General features: G+C 68.1%; 15 protein-coding genes and 1 pseudogene. 9 read left to right on the top strand and 7 right to left on the bottom strand.

Going from position 1 to position 14,464, the window contains the following annotated elements; translation table 11 throughout:
- The 3 genes and pseudogenes from ACTHNC_RS11605 to ACTHNC_RS11595 form a co-directional block, all read left to right on the top strand.
- Positions 1 to 434 (top strand): annotated as a pseudogene (locus ACTHNC_RS11605) (PHP domain-containing protein); the annotation flags it as partial.
- Between the two features lie 75 nt (positions 435 to 509).
- Complete coding sequence (locus ACTHNC_RS11600) at positions 510 to 1,247, top strand: class I SAM-dependent methyltransferase (protein ID WP_440294761.1); 738 nt, start codon at positions 510 to 512, stop codon at positions 1,245 to 1,247.
- 48 nt (positions 1,248 to 1,295) lie between these two features.
- Complete coding sequence (locus ACTHNC_RS11595; protein ID WP_440294760.1) at positions 1,296 to 1,889, top strand: gamma carbonic anhydrase family protein; 594 nt, start codon at positions 1,296 to 1,298, stop codon at positions 1,887 to 1,889.
- 10 nt (positions 1,890 to 1,899) lie between these two features.
- Here the strand turns inward: ACTHNC_RS11595 and ACTHNC_RS11590 are convergent, their stop codons facing one another.
- Positions 1,900 to 2,550 (bottom strand): TetR/AcrR family transcriptional regulator, encoded by a 651-nt coding sequence (locus ACTHNC_RS11590; protein WP_440294759.1) that lies wholly within the window; start codon positions 2,548 to 2,550, stop codon positions 1,900 to 1,902.
- A 54-nt stretch (positions 2,551 to 2,604) separates the two neighbouring features.
- On the opposite strand from ACTHNC_RS11590, the gene ACTHNC_RS11585 reads away from it, so the two are divergent.
- From ACTHNC_RS11585 to ACTHNC_RS11575, 3 genes are all read left to right on the top strand, one after another.
- Positions 2,605 to 3,420: an oxidoreductase gene (locus ACTHNC_RS11585; protein ID WP_440294758.1), complete on the top strand. Its 816-nt coding sequence runs from the start codon at positions 2,605 to 2,607 to the stop codon at positions 3,418 to 3,420.
- An 85-nt stretch (positions 3,421 to 3,505) separates the two neighbouring features.
- Entirely contained in the window at positions 3,506 to 3,922 is a 417-nt protein-coding gene (locus tag ACTHNC_RS11580; protein ID WP_440294757.1) for a TIGR03668 family PPOX class F420-dependent oxidoreductase, read from the top strand.
- Positions 3,923 to 4,097: 175 nt separating this feature from the next.
- On the top strand, positions 4,098 to 5,120 hold the full coding sequence (locus tag ACTHNC_RS11575; protein ID WP_440294756.1) for a glycosyltransferase family 9 protein: 1,023 nt from the start codon (positions 4,098 to 4,100) through the stop codon (positions 5,118 to 5,120).
- A 227-nt stretch (positions 5,121 to 5,347) separates the two neighbouring features.
- On the opposite strand, the gene ACTHNC_RS11570 is transcribed toward ACTHNC_RS11575, so the two are convergent.
- Complete coding sequence (locus ACTHNC_RS11570) at positions 5,348 to 6,199, bottom strand: sigma-70 family RNA polymerase sigma factor (protein WP_440294755.1); 852 nt, start codon at positions 6,197 to 6,199, stop codon at positions 5,348 to 5,350.
- A gap of 266 nt (positions 6,200 to 6,465) precedes the next feature.
- Between ACTHNC_RS11570 and ACTHNC_RS11565 the strand changes: the two genes are divergently transcribed.
- A complete protein-coding gene (locus ACTHNC_RS11565) occupies positions 6,466 to 6,810 on the top strand; it encodes a hypothetical protein (RefSeq protein ID WP_440294754.1) in 345 nt (114 codons plus the stop codon).
- Positions 6,811 to 6,842: 32 nt separating this feature from the next.
- Here ACTHNC_RS11565 and ACTHNC_RS11560 read toward each other — a convergent pair whose 3' ends face one another.
- The 5 genes from ACTHNC_RS11560 to ACTHNC_RS11540 all read right to left on the bottom strand — a co-directional run bounded on the left by ACTHNC_RS11560 (position 6,843) and on the right by ACTHNC_RS11540 (position 11,998).
- The gene (locus tag ACTHNC_RS11560; protein ID WP_440294753.1) at positions 6,843 to 7,796 is read right to left on the bottom strand and encodes a TIGR03557 family F420-dependent LLM class oxidoreductase; all 954 of its coding nucleotides are present in this window, start codon (positions 7,794 to 7,796) and stop codon (positions 6,843 to 6,845) included.
- 42 nt (positions 7,797 to 7,838) lie between these two features.
- Complete coding sequence (locus ACTHNC_RS11555) at positions 7,839 to 8,636, bottom strand: SDR family NAD(P)-dependent oxidoreductase (protein WP_440294752.1); 798 nt, start codon at positions 8,634 to 8,636, stop codon at positions 7,839 to 7,841.
- A gap of 106 nt (positions 8,637 to 8,742) precedes the next feature.
- Entirely contained in the window at positions 8,743 to 10,011 is a 1,269-nt protein-coding gene (locus ACTHNC_RS11550) for a redoxin domain-containing protein (RefSeq protein ID WP_440294751.1), read from the bottom strand.
- A complete protein-coding gene (locus ACTHNC_RS11545) occupies positions 10,008 to 10,886 on the bottom strand; it encodes a cytochrome c biogenesis CcdA family protein (RefSeq protein ID WP_440294750.1) in 879 nt (292 codons plus the stop codon). The genes ACTHNC_RS11550 and ACTHNC_RS11545 overlap by 4 nt, the downstream gene beginning before the upstream one ends.
- Complete coding sequence (locus ACTHNC_RS11540) at positions 10,883 to 11,998, bottom strand: cytochrome c oxidase assembly protein (RefSeq protein WP_440294749.1); 1,116 nt, start codon at positions 11,996 to 11,998, stop codon at positions 10,883 to 10,885. Before ACTHNC_RS11540 ends, ACTHNC_RS11545 begins: the two co-directional genes overlap by 4 nt.
- Positions 11,999 to 12,143: 145 nt before the next feature.
- Here ACTHNC_RS11540 and ACTHNC_RS11535 point away from each other — a divergent pair, with 145 nt between their 5' ends.
- Both ACTHNC_RS11535 and ACTHNC_RS11530 read left to right on the top strand, forming a co-directional pair.
- The gene (locus tag ACTHNC_RS11535) at positions 12,144 to 12,620 is read left to right on the top strand and encodes a MarR family winged helix-turn-helix transcriptional regulator (RefSeq protein ID WP_440294748.1); all 477 of its coding nucleotides are present in this window, start codon (positions 12,144 to 12,146) and stop codon (positions 12,618 to 12,620) included.
- A gap of 141 nt (positions 12,621 to 12,761) precedes the next feature.
- Positions 12,762 to 14,464 (top strand): chloride channel protein (locus ACTHNC_RS11530; protein WP_440294747.1); only part of this gene is annotated, 1,703 nt, incomplete at its 3' end.

Below are 14,464 nucleotides of genomic sequence, written 5' to 3'. Positions count from 1 at the left end.
GCGGCGACCGCACCGAGCCCACCACGCTGTACCGCTACCATCCGGCCGCCGACGTCATGTGCGCGTACCTCGAGGAGATCCCGCGCATGGTCGCCGGATCCGATGCGTTCGCCGTCTTCACGCACATCGACTACGCGGTGCGCTCGTGGCCGACGGCAACGGCCGGGCCGTTCGATCCTCGTGATTTCGAAGAGGAATTCCGGATGGCGATGCGCTCCATCGCGCAGTCCGGTCGCGCCCTGGAGATGAACACGAAGCGCCTCTGGTCGTGGATTCCCCAGTGGTGGGCCGAGGAGGGCGGCCGTGCCGTGTCGTTCGGCAGCGACGCGCACGAGGCATCCGCCCTTGCCGCCAACTTTCCGGAGGCGATGGCGATGGTCGAGCACTTCGGCTTCCACCCCGGCAGCCGCCCCGAAGACCTCTGGACCCGCTGACGCCTCGACGAAGCCTCGCGTGGGATCCAACGCCCGCCCCCGTCATGCCACGAACGTAACCAGTAGGTTGGCTACGTGGTCGACCCGATGCACTTCGACGGCGTGGCCCAGGCGTATGCGGCGACGCGGCCGCCGTATCCGGATGCGCTCTGGCGCGACGTGCGGGCGACCGGACTCGTCGCTGCCGGCCGGCGCGGGCTCGATCTCGGGGCCGGAACCGGGGAGGCCACGGGTGAGCTTCTCGCTCGCGGAATGGATGTCGTCGCCGTCGAACCCGGGACGCGGCTGGCGGACGTGCTCGAGGCCCGGTTCCCTCGCGCGACCGTAATCCGATCGCGAGCCGAAGACATCCAGCTCGACGCGGCATCGTTCGACCTCGTGGTGGCCGCCACATCGATCCATTGGATGGACCTGGATGTCGTGCTGCCGATCGTGAGGCACGGCTTGCGGCCCGACGGGCGCCTGCTCGTCTGGCGCAACGTTTTCGGCGATGCCGAAGCCGATGCGACGCCCTTCCGGCGTGAGGTCACGCGCATCGTCAGCCGACGCGGAACGACGCGCCCCGGAAACCCCGACGACGTCGAGGCGACCGCGGAGAAACTCGCGCGGTCCCGGTTCTTCGCTGTGGACGGCATCCACCGATACCGCTGGACGATCGACCTGACGACCGAGCAGATCCGCGGGTTGTTCAGCACGTTCAGCGACTGGACGCCAGACGAGGTGCGGTCGGCCGCTGATGCCGTCGCCGCTTTGGGCGGCTCGGTCACTGAGCACTACACGTCCTGGCTGATCGTCGCGTCGCCCGTGGGATGACGTCGTGTGCGTGTCCCTCGTATCGTGAGGGCGAAGATCGGAGTCTGCATGCTTTTCCGTCACCGCGGGGTGTCGCCCTCGATCGACGCCTCCGCCTATGTCGCGCCGTCCGCCGTGATCGTGGGCGACGTGCGGATCGCGTCGGGTGCGCGCATCCTGCATGGCGCCGTCGTCACCGCTGAAGACGGCGAGGTCACGATCGGCGAGAACTGCGTCGTGATGGAGCACGCTCTCGTCCGTGGCCGCGCCGGACATCCTGTGCACCTCGGCGACGCGGTCATGATCGGTCCGCACACGCACGTGAACGGCAGCCTCGTGGAGAGCGAGGCGTTCATCGCGACCGGGGCGTCGCTGTTTCCGGGGAGCCGCATCGGCGCCGGAGCCGAGGTGCGGGTCAACGGCGTCGTGCAGGTCAACACGGTCGTTCCCGCCGGTGCGGTCGTCCCGATCGGATGGGTGGCCGTGGGCGACCCGGCCGAGATCCTGCCGCCGGACAAGCACGACGAGATCTGGGCTATCCAGCGCGAACTCGACTTCGGCCGAACCGTCTACGGGGTCGGCAGGGATGTTCCGATGACCGAGCTCATGCGCCGGCAGTCCGACTACTACGGAGCGCACGCGGACGACCAACTGCTCGACTGAGGGGCACGACTCACGCAACCCCGCGGAGCACCGCGTCGACGGCGAAGTCCAGTTCGGAGCGGGCGTCGGCCGCATCCTGGTCCCCGGCACGCGTCAAGCGCGGGAACCGGGTCGCTAGTGCCTCGCCGAGCCAAGCGGGCGGCGGTGAGTCGTTCAGGTTGCGCGCGAGCGCCATGTACGAGCGCACCAGGCTGTCCAGCAGGAGGGCGAGGCGCAGCGGATCAGCGACCGGTCCGGCATCGAGCGCACCGACCAGCGCGTCGATCCAGGCGTAGACGCGCGGCTGGCAGGGCATCCGTTCCGGTCTGACATCACTCAACCACGGATGCGCCGCGTACCGATCCGCGAGGTGGTCCGTCCAGGCGCGGCACCTTTGCCGCCAGTCCTCATCGGTGAGCTGCGGCGGGTCGCCGACCGCGGCATCCACCATCAGTTCGACGAGCGCCGTCTTCGAGTCGACGTAGCGGTACAGGGCGGTGGTCGTCACATCGAGGCGCTCGGCGACGCGGGCGAGGGAGACCCCGTCGAGGCCGGCGTCGTCGGCGAGTGCGACGGCGGCGGCCGTGACCTGGTCGAGCGTCCACCGCGGCTTCGGCCCACGCACCGTCGGCGCCTCCAGTCCCCACAGCTGGCGAAGCGCGCGATCCTCTTGACTGTGCATGTCATTCACTGTACCTTTGCCTTCTGTGAACGTCATTCACTGAAAGGAACGAACATGGGAGCAATCCTCATCACCGGCGCATCGTCCGGCATCGGGGCTCGCACGGCGGCGCTGCTCGCCACCCGCGGCGAGACTGTCTACGGTGCCGCCCGCAACATCGAGGCGATCGCGGCGATCCCCGGCGTGACGCCGGTCGCTCTCGATCTCACGAGCGAGGCATCCATTCGCGAAGCGGTCGCAGGGGTCGAGCAGCGCGAAGGGGCGGTCGACGTGCTCATCAACTGTGCCGGCTACGGCGAGTTCGGCAGCATCGAAGAGACCTCGCTGACGGATGCCCGCCAGCAGCTCGAAGTGAACGTCCTGGGCGCGATGGCGCTGGTGCAAGCCGTGCTGCCTGGCATGCGCCGGGCGAAGCACGGCCGCATCGTCAATGTCTCCTCGCTCGCCGGCGAGTTCGCGGCGCCGCTGGGCGGGTGGTACCACGCGTCGAAGTTCGCGCTCGAGGCGCTCTCCGACTCGCTGCGCGGCGAGGTCTCGCAGTTCGGCATCGAGGTCACGATCGTGCAGCCGAGCTACGTCGAAACCGACTGGCACGACGTCGCGATGACCCGTCTCGAGAAGACGTCCGCCCGCGGACCGTACGCAGCCATGGCGGCATCGATGCGCCGCTACTTCTCGAGTCCGGCGCTTGCCAGGCAGACCTCGAGCGTGGATGCCGTCGCCTCGCTCATCGCCAAGGCGGCACTGGTACGCCGCCCCAAGACGCGCTACCGCATCGGCCCAGGTGCCAACGTCGCCGTCGCGCTCGCGACCATCCTCCCCGACCGCACGTTCGACGCTATGACGCGCAAGCAGTTCGGGTACGCGTGACCTGCATCCGACTCCGCTCTTCGGCGCCGCCGCGGCGTCGCGAGGGAAGAATCGTGAGCATGAACCTGTGTGGAGCGGTGGCGGCATGAAGCTCGGCGAGGCGGATGCCCGCGAGCGGCTGGCATCCGCCCGGGTCGCCCGGCTCGCGACGGTGCGCCCAGACGGGAGTCCGCACGTCGTCCCCGTCACGTTCGCGGTGGAGGGCGACCTCGTCTACACGGCTGTGGACCACAAGCCGAAGAGCGCGCGCTCGCTGCTGCGTCTCGAGAACGTCGCGAGGCATCCGCGGGTCGCGTTGCTCGCCGACCATTACAGCGACGACTGGGACGAACTGTGGTGGGTGCGCGTCGACGGCCGCGCAAGTGTGGTCACCGACGCTGACGAGGCCAGGCATCCGATCGACGCGCTCGTCGAACGCTACGAGCAGTACCGTGAGCATCGGCCGGCCGGGCCCGTCATCGTGATCCGGGTCGACCACTGGACCGGCTGGGCGAGCTCGTAGGCACATGCACGATCTCAGCGAGACTAGCCGTGTGCGCTGACGCTAGGTGCCGTGCGCCTAGCCCCATCCCATGCGCCCAGTCTCGCTGAGGAGGCGAGCGGGTGCGCGGCCACAACCACTCTGACCGTCGCGCAAGGGGTGGCCCCGAGCCGCGGTCTTGTGAGAGTCCTTGACCATGCCACAAACCCCGCCCGGTGCGTTCGAGGTGTTCGCCCCGATGGACGACCGCCCCCTGCTGCTGGCGCTCCGCGCCCTCAAGCTGGGCGACCTGCTCGTCGCGGCCCCGGCGCTCAAGGGGCTCGCCCGCACGTTCGACGACCACGCGGTCGTCTTCGCGGGGCCCGCGTGGCTGGTGCCGATAGCGCGACTCGTGCCGGGCATCCGTGCGTTGCTTCCGACGAAGGGACTGGACGACCCGCTCGCCATCGAGCCAGGGGTCGTTGACGTCGCAGCCAACCTGCACGGCAACGGGCCCGAGAGCCGGGGCCTGATCGCGGCACTCGATGCCCGCGAGGTGATCCAGCACGCACCGGGGCCGGGCATGCGAGGCATCACGCGACAGGACCCGAGAGAGCCCGAGTGGCTCGACGGCATCCACGAACGCACCCGGTGGACGCGCCTGGTGAACGCCTTCGGAGTGGATGCCTGCGACACCGACGTAGGCATCCTCACCCCCGATGCGCCCCCGCTGGTGCCGGACGCGGTGGTCATCCACGTCGGAGCGTTCTATGGATCGCGGCAGTGGCCGGTCGAGCGCTTCGCGGCGGCCGCGCGGGCGCTCGCCGCGGAATGCCACACCGTCGTGATCACCGGGGGAGACGCGGACCGCGACCGCGCAGCGGGCGTCGTGCAGGCATCCGGACTCCCCGCGGAGTCGATGCTCGCCGGACGCCTCGCCCTCGACGAGCTGGCCGCACTCATCGCGGCCGCCCGTCTCGTGATCAGCGCGGACACGGGCGCCGCGCACCTGGCATCCGCCTACCGCACGCCCTCGGTCGTGATCTTCGGTCCGGCCCCGGTGGAGGAGTGGGGCCCGCCACCCGGTCCGCATCTCACGCTGACGGATGCCTCGCTGCGGCGAGGCGAGACGTTCGCGTCGGACCCCGACCCGGCGCTCCTCGCGGTGACGGTCGACGACGTGCTAGACGCCGCCCACCGGCTCGCGCACATCCGGTCCCGCCAGACGTCGTCTCACTGACTGAAAACGCGCACCACACCGAGCCCGACGCGCGATTTCTGTCAGTGAAACGCGATCTCGTCGACGACTACAGCCTGTTGTGCGCTACACGAACCGGCATCGGCTACACGAATCGGCAACCGCTACACGAAAAACGTGTGGCGCATGCGGGTTCGTGTAGCGCAAAGACTTCGGGGGTGTCGCGGATGCCGGTTCGTGTAGCCCGAAGCGCCGCATCCGCGCACGCGTCACGCGGCGAACCACTCCGCGCCGCCGAGCAGCGACCGGAGGCGGGCCAGCGTCGAGGTGAGCAGGCGCGACACCTGCATCTGGGTCACGCCGATCTCCTGGGCGATCTCCGACTGGGTGCGCTCCTCGTAGAAGCGGCGATAAATGATCAGGCGCTCCCGCGGCGGCAGCTCGCGGCACGCGCGGCGCAGCGACTGCACCTGCTCGGCCCGCTCCAGGGCGCGGTCTCCGGAGTCGATGGTGTCGCCGAACGCGGTGTGCTCGTCCGCGGTGGAGACGGGGGCATCCAGCGACATCGGATGCATGGCTCGACTGCATCCGATCGCCTCGTCGATGCGCTCGGCGGGTTCGCCGACACGCTCGGCGATCTCGCCGCGGCTCGGGTCGCGACCGAGTTGCTGCGCCATGCGCGGCACCTCGTGCTCCACGGTGCTCTTCAGTTCCTGCAGCGACCGCGGCGGACGCACGAACCAGCAGTTGTCGCGGAAGTGCCGCTTGATCTCCCCGGCGATGGTCGGCACGGCGAACGAGGCGAAGTCATCGGAACGTTCCGGATCGAAGCGCTCGGCCGCCTTCACGAGCCCGAGATAGGCGACTTGGCGGAGGTCGTCGGCGTCCTGCGGGCGTCCCGCGTAGCGGTGCGCGATCGCGTCCGCGAGCTGCAGGTGGCTCACGACGAGTTCGCGGCGTCCCAGCTTCTCGCTGCACCGCTCGGTGCGCTTCAGGCGGATGCTGTCGGCATCCTGACGCCGGAGGCTGCGGAGTCGCTCGCTACGACGCACGCGACGAGTCCGCTCGGATGCCTGACGGAGGTCGCGGCGAACGCTGCGGCTGAGATGTTGCGGCGGCATGGTTCTCCCTCGCTTCGCTTCGTGGTGCTGGTACACCGGTGTCTTCACGGCGCTGAACGCACCGGGGGTGTTTCACTGTCGGCGGCGGGCGGATCCAAACGACACTTCGAAAAAACCACCGCTGCGCTGGGGTATGAACCGGTTGCGAAGAAGGAGAAGGAGGAGTAGCAGTGCGTGGCCGCGAAGCCCGCGCGCCGGACGCCGGCCGGGAGCCGGTGCTGTCAACCCCTTCAGGCATCCGCTCCGTCTCCCGGAGCATCGGAAGCATGGCGCAACAGGACCGAGGACCAGGCCCGCGCGGGGAACCCCGTCGCGACCCGACCCTGGTGCGCAACCAGCCCGCGTTGCGCAGCTCGACCGGGCGGGTCTGGCTCATCGTGGGCGCCATCATGGCGGCGATCTGCTTCGTCGTCCTTCTGTTGCAGTTGCGCAACAGCGTGCCTCTCGCGGTGCTCGGTGCGATCGTCGTTGCCGTGCTCTACGGGGCGCTGGTGCTGGTGCGGCTGTTTCTCCCGCAGCCGCCCCGGCTCGTCGTCATGGCGTGCTTCTTCGCCGCGATCCCGATGTGGACGATCGTGTGGTTGGTACTGATCATCGCGCGCATGGGGTGAGCGAAAGCGGGCCCAGGCATCCTCGCGGCGGCCTACTCGCCGCGCAGCCGTGGCCCGAGTTCGGCGACGAAGAAGTCCATGAATCCGTCCGGATCGGGCCCCGCGTTCTGCAGCACGATGTGATCGAAGCCCGCGTCGGCGAACGGCTGGATCACCTCGAGATGTCTCTCCACGTCGGGTCCGCACGCGAACTGCTGGCGAACATCCTCGACGCGTACGGTTCTGGATGCCGCCTCGAAGTTCACCGGGTTCGGCAGCTCGCTCATCACCTTCCACCCGCCGAGCGCCCACCTGCTCGTCTCGAATGCCGCCTCTGCGGCTTCCTGCTCGCTCGGCGCCCACGCGAGCGGTGCTTCGGCGAACTTCGGGCCGGTGCCGCCTGCCGCAAGGAAACCCTCGACGATGGATGCCTTGGGCTCGACCGCGAACAGCCCGCCGCCCAGCTCGCCGGCGAGTGCGGCCGAGAGGTCGCCGCTGGCCGCGACGGCGATCACGGGCGGCGTCTCGGGCAGGTCGAACACGCGCGCGTCGTCGACCGTGTAGTACAGGCCGTCGTAGCTGTGGTAGCCGGGCTGCCACAGCATCGAGATGATCTCGATCGCCTCACGGAGCCGGTCGTGCCGCTCGTGCACGCCGGGGAACGCTCCGATCACGTGCTCGTTCAGCCGCTCGCCGGCGCCGACGCCGAGCGTGAACCGGCCGTCGGAGAGCACGGCGAGCGTTGCGGCAGCCTGCGCGATGATCGCCGGGTGGTACCGGAATGTCGGACACGTGACACCGGTCGCGAGCCCCAGCGTCGTCGTGCGCGCCGCGATGGCGCCGAGTACGGTCCACGTGAACGGCGAGTGGCCCTGCGCCTCCACCCACGGATGGTAGTGATCGCTGATCTCCACGAAGTCGAAGCCCGACTCCTCGGCGCGCAGCGCCTGGCGCACGAGTTCCTGAGGGCCGAACGCCTCGCTCGACAGCTTGTATCCGATCTGCATGGTGCTCCTTCGTTCGTATTCGTGCGCTTGTCCCCAAAGACGTCAGATCGTCGCGACCGAGCCGCCGTCCACCCGGTAGTTCGACCCGACGACGAATGACGCGGCATCCGAGCAGAGGAAGACGATGACGGATGCCACCTCGTCGGGCTGGCCGCGCCGCTTGAGCTCCAGGAACGGTCGCTCGTCGTCGAGGAACGTACGGATCGCGCCGTCCACGCTCGTGTCCAGCTGCTCAGCGCGCTTGCGCATCATCGCGTCCGTCATGGGCGTGTGGATGAATGCGGGCGAGACAGCGTTCACGAGAAGCCCGTCTTCCGCGTATGCGCGTGACATCCCCTTCGACAGCGCGAGGATGCCCGCCTTCGCCGCGCAGTACGGGAGCTCGTTCGCGTAGGGCTGCACGGCATCCTCCGAGGAGATGAACACGAGCCGGCCCCAGCCGCGGCGCAGGTCGGGCAGGAACTCCCGCGCGACGCGCACCGGCCCGAGCAGGTCCGTCTCGATCGTGTTCGTCCAGCCCTCGTCGTCGATCTCGTCGAACGCGCCCTGGGCCCCGGTGATGCCCGCGGCCTGCACGAGGATGTCGATGAATCCGACCTCCTGCGTCGTGCGCTCGTGCAGCCGCGCGACGTCGTCGAGATCGGTGACGTCCGCCGCGAAGGCGTGCACGGTTCCGGGCGGCGCACCCAGCCGCTCCACCGCCTCGTCGAGCTTCGACTGCTCGAGATCGGTGATGACGACGGTGGCGCCCTCTTTCAGAAGAGCACGGGCGGTGTGCCATCCGATGCCCGAGTCACCGCCGGTGACGAGTGCCTTCTTGCCCGAGATGCCGAGATCCATGCCTCGATACTTTCGGGGCGATGAATCGGGCGTGAGCCCTTGCGGGCACAGCGGATGTCTGCACAATGGGCGTGCGCTGCGCCAGGTTGCGTGGACGCCGGACGCGTCAGTCGCTGGGCATGGGCAGCTTGTCGTCGACGGTGCGCAGCACGTAGTCGAGTTCTTCTTGCGTGAAGACGCCGGGGTGGCGGACCAGCACCTTTCCTGTCGGGGAGAGGATCACCGTGTACGGCAGATCGGATGCCTGGAAGCGGGCGGCTTGAGTTCCTTTGGCATCCGAGAGGACGGGGAAGGTCAGGTGGTGAGCTGCCATCGTGGCCCTTCCCTTCGTGGGGCTGTCGTCGACGTCGACCCCGAGGAAGTCCACCTTGTTGCCGAGCTCTGTGTGCTCTGCCTCGGCGGCGTCGAGTTGGCTGGCGCAAGCGGTGCAGGTGCTCGACCAGAAGTCCAGCACGGTGTACTCACCGTGGTCCGAGGCGCTTGATGTCGTCGTTGTCGCAGCTGATGCAGCGTTACCCGCGGCGGATCCGAGTGCGGGGCCGCTGACGGGCGCCGGAGTGTCGCCGATCTCAGTGCCTCCGGGCAGCGCGGCCGGGAGGTTCTTGCCTGCCACGTGCGCTTGCTCGGAGCTGGGGAGGGCGTCGTTGGCGAGAACGGCGAGCCCGTGGGAGAAGGGTGCGGTGTCGGCATCCTGCGTGCCGAAGTCGGCGATATCGGCGTCGGTGCCGTTCGGCTTGATGATGAAGATCTCGGTTCCGTGCGCGACCGACTTCGTCGCCGGGTCGAGTTGGATGTTCACCGCATACGCGTGGGCTGCGGCCGCGAGCTGCTTCGGCGTCCCGGTGCCGAAATACCAATTGTCGAGGTGTGCGAGGCCGTGCTGGTTCGTCCAGGTCTGCACTGCAGCGGTCGATGGATAGTACGGGTTGGCGTTGATCGAGACGAACGCGATGTGCTTGCGGGCGTTCGCGCTCAGGTCGTGGTCGGCCGCTATCACGTCCTGTGCGAACAGGGCGCAGAGGTCGGCACACTGATCGTCGTTGAAGGTCAGAACGATGACGTCTCCCTTGAATCGGGCGAGCGTCAGTGCACTGCCGTCTTCGTTGGTGAGGTCGAACTTCGGGGCCCGGACGGTTCCATCGCTGGCCAGCGTGTCCATGGAGAGCAGGTCCGCGGTCGGCTTGTTGATGCCGGGTCGGCCCTGGTAGTCGTTCTGCTGAGCACCGTCGGCCGCCCCAGGTGCGCGCATGGCGACCGCGAACACGCCGGCGAGGAGGGCGACGAGCGTGACGGCAGCGGCCACGAGAAGCCAGCGGATGCTCTTTCGTTGCGTCGGGGCAGAGCCCTCGGGCGCACGGTTCGAGTCGGGTGTCATCGACTGTTCCCTTCTGGTTCTGCACGATGTGGGCTCCGTCGGTGCTGTCCGGGATGCTTGCCCGCCATCGCAAGGGCGATCATTGCGCCTGCCACGAGCGCCGTGCAGAGGACTGCGCTGGCCATCCACCAGGCGTCCAGCCAGGACACGACGGCCGACTGCACCTGGTCGACGCCGCCGATGACCGGCGCGATGAGATCAGGCGCACCGAGCACATGCATCCAGTACGCCATGAGGTAGAGACCGACGATGACGCAGATTCCTCCCGCGATCCTGGGAAGCACTCGTGCCACGGGATGCAATGCACGCAGCGTCGCGGGCCCGGTGAATGCGGCGATCAGGGATGCGGCAGTGGCGAACAGGCCCATGCCCAGGGCGTATGCGACGAACACGGCAAGGCTCTGCGCCGGCGTGGCGGTCGTGAGGGATGAGCCGACCGCGGCGATGAAGATCGGCAGCGAGCAGCTGAGGGACCCGATGGCGTAGGCGGCGCCGAACCCGATCATCGTGACCGCGCCACGGCCGGAGCGGAACGAGAGCGCCGGCAGGTGCCAACCCGGCGCCTTGCCGATCACGGAGAGCACCCCGAGCACGAGGATCGCGGCGCCGACGAGCAGCATCAGCCAGGGAGCGAGTTCGGTCACGGCGAACGCGAGCGAGGTTTCCACGAGGCCGGCGACGCCGAAAACGGCGACGAAGCCGAGCGACAGGCATCCGCCGGAACGCAATGCCGTGAGCAGGCGGGCCGGCCACGGCCGGTCGACGTCGTCGAGGAAAATGGTCAGATAGGCGGGTAGGAGAGGGAGACCGCACGGGTTGATCAGCCCGGTCAGGCCGACCGTGAATGCGTAGGCGATGACTGCGCCGCCGATCATCGCGTCCCATCGTGCTGCGCGGAGACCTCGTCTCGTCGTGCAAGGGCGGCGAGGGAGGCGTTGTAGGCGTCGAGGTCGACATCGCCGAACTTCGCCACCCGGCGCGCTTGCCGTTTCGCCGCGCGGTCCTCGCTGCGCTGCCACTGCAGGAACAGCACGCCCAGAACCAGCAGCGTGGGGAGCTCTGTGAACGCCCAGGCGATGCCGCCGGCGGTCTGCTGATCCGACAGGGGAGTCGAGGTCGCCCACGGCAAGGTGGTCGAGTAGTACTTCACCATGACGGTGGTCGCCATCATGAACACGATGCCGAAGAACGCGTGGAACGGCACCGTCGCGCTCAGCTCGGCGATCCGTAGCACCGGACGGGAGAACGCCCCCATGATCCCGCCACCGCGGCGTGGCGACGGGTCGACGCCCAGGATTCCCCAGAAGTAGAGGCATCCAATGGCCAGGAAGTGAAAGAGCATCAGGTTGTGTCCCCACCAGGTGCCCATCAGCCAGTCGATAAGCGGTGTGAAGTAGAGCACGTAGAGGCTGAACAGGAAGAGCAGCACCGTGACAACAGGGCTGGCCACGACGGTAGCGAAACGCGAGTGGAGGAAGAGGAGCAAGAGGTGTCGCGGACTGCGCCTTCCTCCTGTGGCGGGCAACGCGCGAAGCATCAGCGTGACCGGTGCACCCAGCATGAGCAGGATCGGCGTCACCATGCCGATTACCATGTGCTGCACCATGTGGATGCTGAAGAAGTCCATGCCGTAGCCGTCGAACCCGGTCGCGGTCATCAGTTCGAGGGTGAAGACTCCGAGCATCCACCAGACGATGCGGCCCTTCGGCCAGTCGTCGCCCCTCCTGTGCAGGACGAAGACTCCTGCGAGGTACGCGACAGCCAGAAGTACACCGATGACTGGGAAGATCGGGATCGGCTGCGGATGGAACGCGAACAGCCGAAGATACGTGAGCGGTTGGTCGGGCATCCACATCGGGCCACTCATCGACATGGGTCCGCCCATGCCGGTGCCGCCCATGCCGGTGCCGCCCATCGAGCCGCCGCCGGCCGTCACCAGCGTCGAATGCGCGAGGAAGAGCAGAACCGGGACGGGTGCAGACGTCATCGATCAGCCTCCGAACCGTCGCCACTTGCGTTCTTACAATAGTTGCACTTATACAAGCCAAGCAGTGGCGAAGCTGTGAGTGGGCATCCCGGTGGGATAGTGGAGTGGCTCGCGCCGATTGCGGGCGAGGAAGGATGTCGATGCGATGACCCCGCCTGGGACACCCGCCGGAGACGATGCGGTATCCGCGGTCCTCACCGCATCGCGCGCCATGCTCGGTGTCATCGCGCGATCTTTCGCGGACACCCTGGAGACGGTGACCCTTCCGCAGTTCAGGGTGCTCGTTCTGCTGAGCTCCCTTGGCCCGCAGCGCACTGGCATCCTCGCCGAGCGACTCGGAGCCAACCTCTCCACGTTCAGTCGGTCGCTCGACCGGATGGTCGCCTCTGGCTGGGTGCGGCGCGAGCAGAACCCGGGAAGCCGGCGTGAGGTGATCATCACTCTCACGCCCGAGGGGGAGAGCATCGTCAACGACGTCACGCAGCGCCGCAGGGAAGATTTCCGCAGCATCCTCGCCCAACTCACGCCGGCCCAGCGCAGGCAAGTCTTCGAGGCGTTCGACGTCTTCAACTCCGCTGCCGGCGAGCCGACGGTCGAAGACCTCCTGCCCCTCGGCCTCTGAGCCGCGCGCCGCAACGGGCACGACCGACCGCCCGGTCGTGACGTCGTTACTTTCACTTTTGCAACTGTTGTAATGTCGCAAGTGCTGCGTGCTCCGGTCGGGATCCGCGGCCTTTCTGCATCCACAGTTGCGAGGAATCGAATGACCGATCGTGCCGTCCGGTTGCCGGGCCGGTTCACCCGCATCACGGACCGCATCGCCGGGAGCCTGCGCGGCTCGCGCGCAGGACTGTTTGTCATCGCGATCGCCGTCGGGGTCGGAGCCGGCCTCGGCGCCGTGGTGTTCCGCTACCTGATCTCGTTGTTCACGTGGGTCTTCACCGGGCAGACCGAGTTCGGGCAGGACGGCTGGGTGGGAAGCTCCCATCTGCCGTGGCTGGGTCTCGGGTTCCTCGTCGTCGTGCCGGTGATCGGCGGCCTGCTCTACGGGCCTCTGGTCTATCGGTTCGCGCGCGAAGCGCGGGGGCACGGTGTGCCAGAGGTCATGGTCGCCGTCGCCGAGAACGGGGGCCGGATCCGGCCGCAGGTCTCTGTCGTGAAGGCACTCGCATCGGCGCTCACGATCGGCACAGGCGGGTCCGTCGGCCGGGAGGGGCCGATCGTGCAGATCGGCTCGGCGCTGGCATCCAGCCTCGGTCAATGGATCCGGATGCCCGAGAACCGCATGCGGATCCTGGTCGCGTGCGGCGCCGGAGGCGGTATCGCAGCCACCTTCAACGCGCCCATCACCGGCGTGTTCTTCGGGGTGGAGATCATCCTTCGCGAGATGTCGGTGGATGCTCTGTTCGCGGTCATGCTCTCCGCGATGGTCGCCGACGCGATCGCCATCCCGTTCCTCGGCAACGAGCACTTCCTCTCCGGTTTTCCGAGCGGCATCGTGCTGCACGACCCGCGCAACTACGTGCTGATCGCGGTGCTGGCGGTGGTCGCGGCGCTGATCGGGCTGCTGTTCAAGAGCGTGCTGTATGGGCTGGAAGACCTCGCCGACAAGCTCTGGAAGGGTCGTCCGGAATGGCTTCGGCCCGCCGTCGGCGGGCTCGTGCTCGGGCTGGTGCTGCTTGCCCTGCCGCAGATGTACGGGGTCGGATACCCCGTCATGTTCAAGGCCGTCGCCGGAAATTACGCGCTCTGGTTCCTCTTGATCCTCGCCGCCGGGAAGGTCCTGGCTACCAGCATCAGCCTCGCGATCGGTGGCTCGGGCGGCGTCTTCGCCCCGTCGTTGTTCATCGGCGTCACGTCTGGCATGGCGTTCGGAGTTCTCGTCGACCACCTCTTCGGGCCGGGTGCGGGCAACCCGGCGCTCTACGCCGTCGTGGCGATGGGCGCGGTGTTCACCTCCGCGGCGCGGGCACCTCTGACCTCATTCGCCAGCGTCGTGGAGATGACCGGCGACTTCACCCTGACGCTGCCCGTGATGCTCGCCGTCGCTATCGCCACGGCCGTCTCCCGGGGTCTCAGCTACGGCACCATCTACACGACTAAGCTGCTGCGCCGCGGGCAGGACATCGACCGGGCAGCACCGTGGCGCGCGTTCACCGACCTCACCGCGGCACAGGTCATGAGTCCGTTGCGGACCCCGATCGAGCTGGCCAGTTCACGGCACGCGACGACTGCAGCAGAGGATGTCGGCGCTGATGACGTCGAGGCGGATCTGCCCGGCACCGTCACGCATGCTCGCGACCCGCAAGCGGTCTTCGCGACCGAGTCGATCACGGATGTGCTTCGGCAGCTCGATGAGTACGGGCGCGACGGTCTGCCCGTGCTCTCCGACGACGGCCGGCGCATCCAAGGCTGGATCACCAACCACTCCGCGATCCAGACCATCACCCGTGAGCTCGGCAAACA

Source organism: Humibacter sp. (assembly GCF_051954055.1).
GTDB lineage: Bacteria > Actinomycetota > Actinomycetes > Actinomycetales > Microbacteriaceae > Humibacter.
The sequence above is the reverse complement of the archived record's forward strand: the minus strand, read 5'-3'. Positions and strand labels throughout refer to the sequence as shown.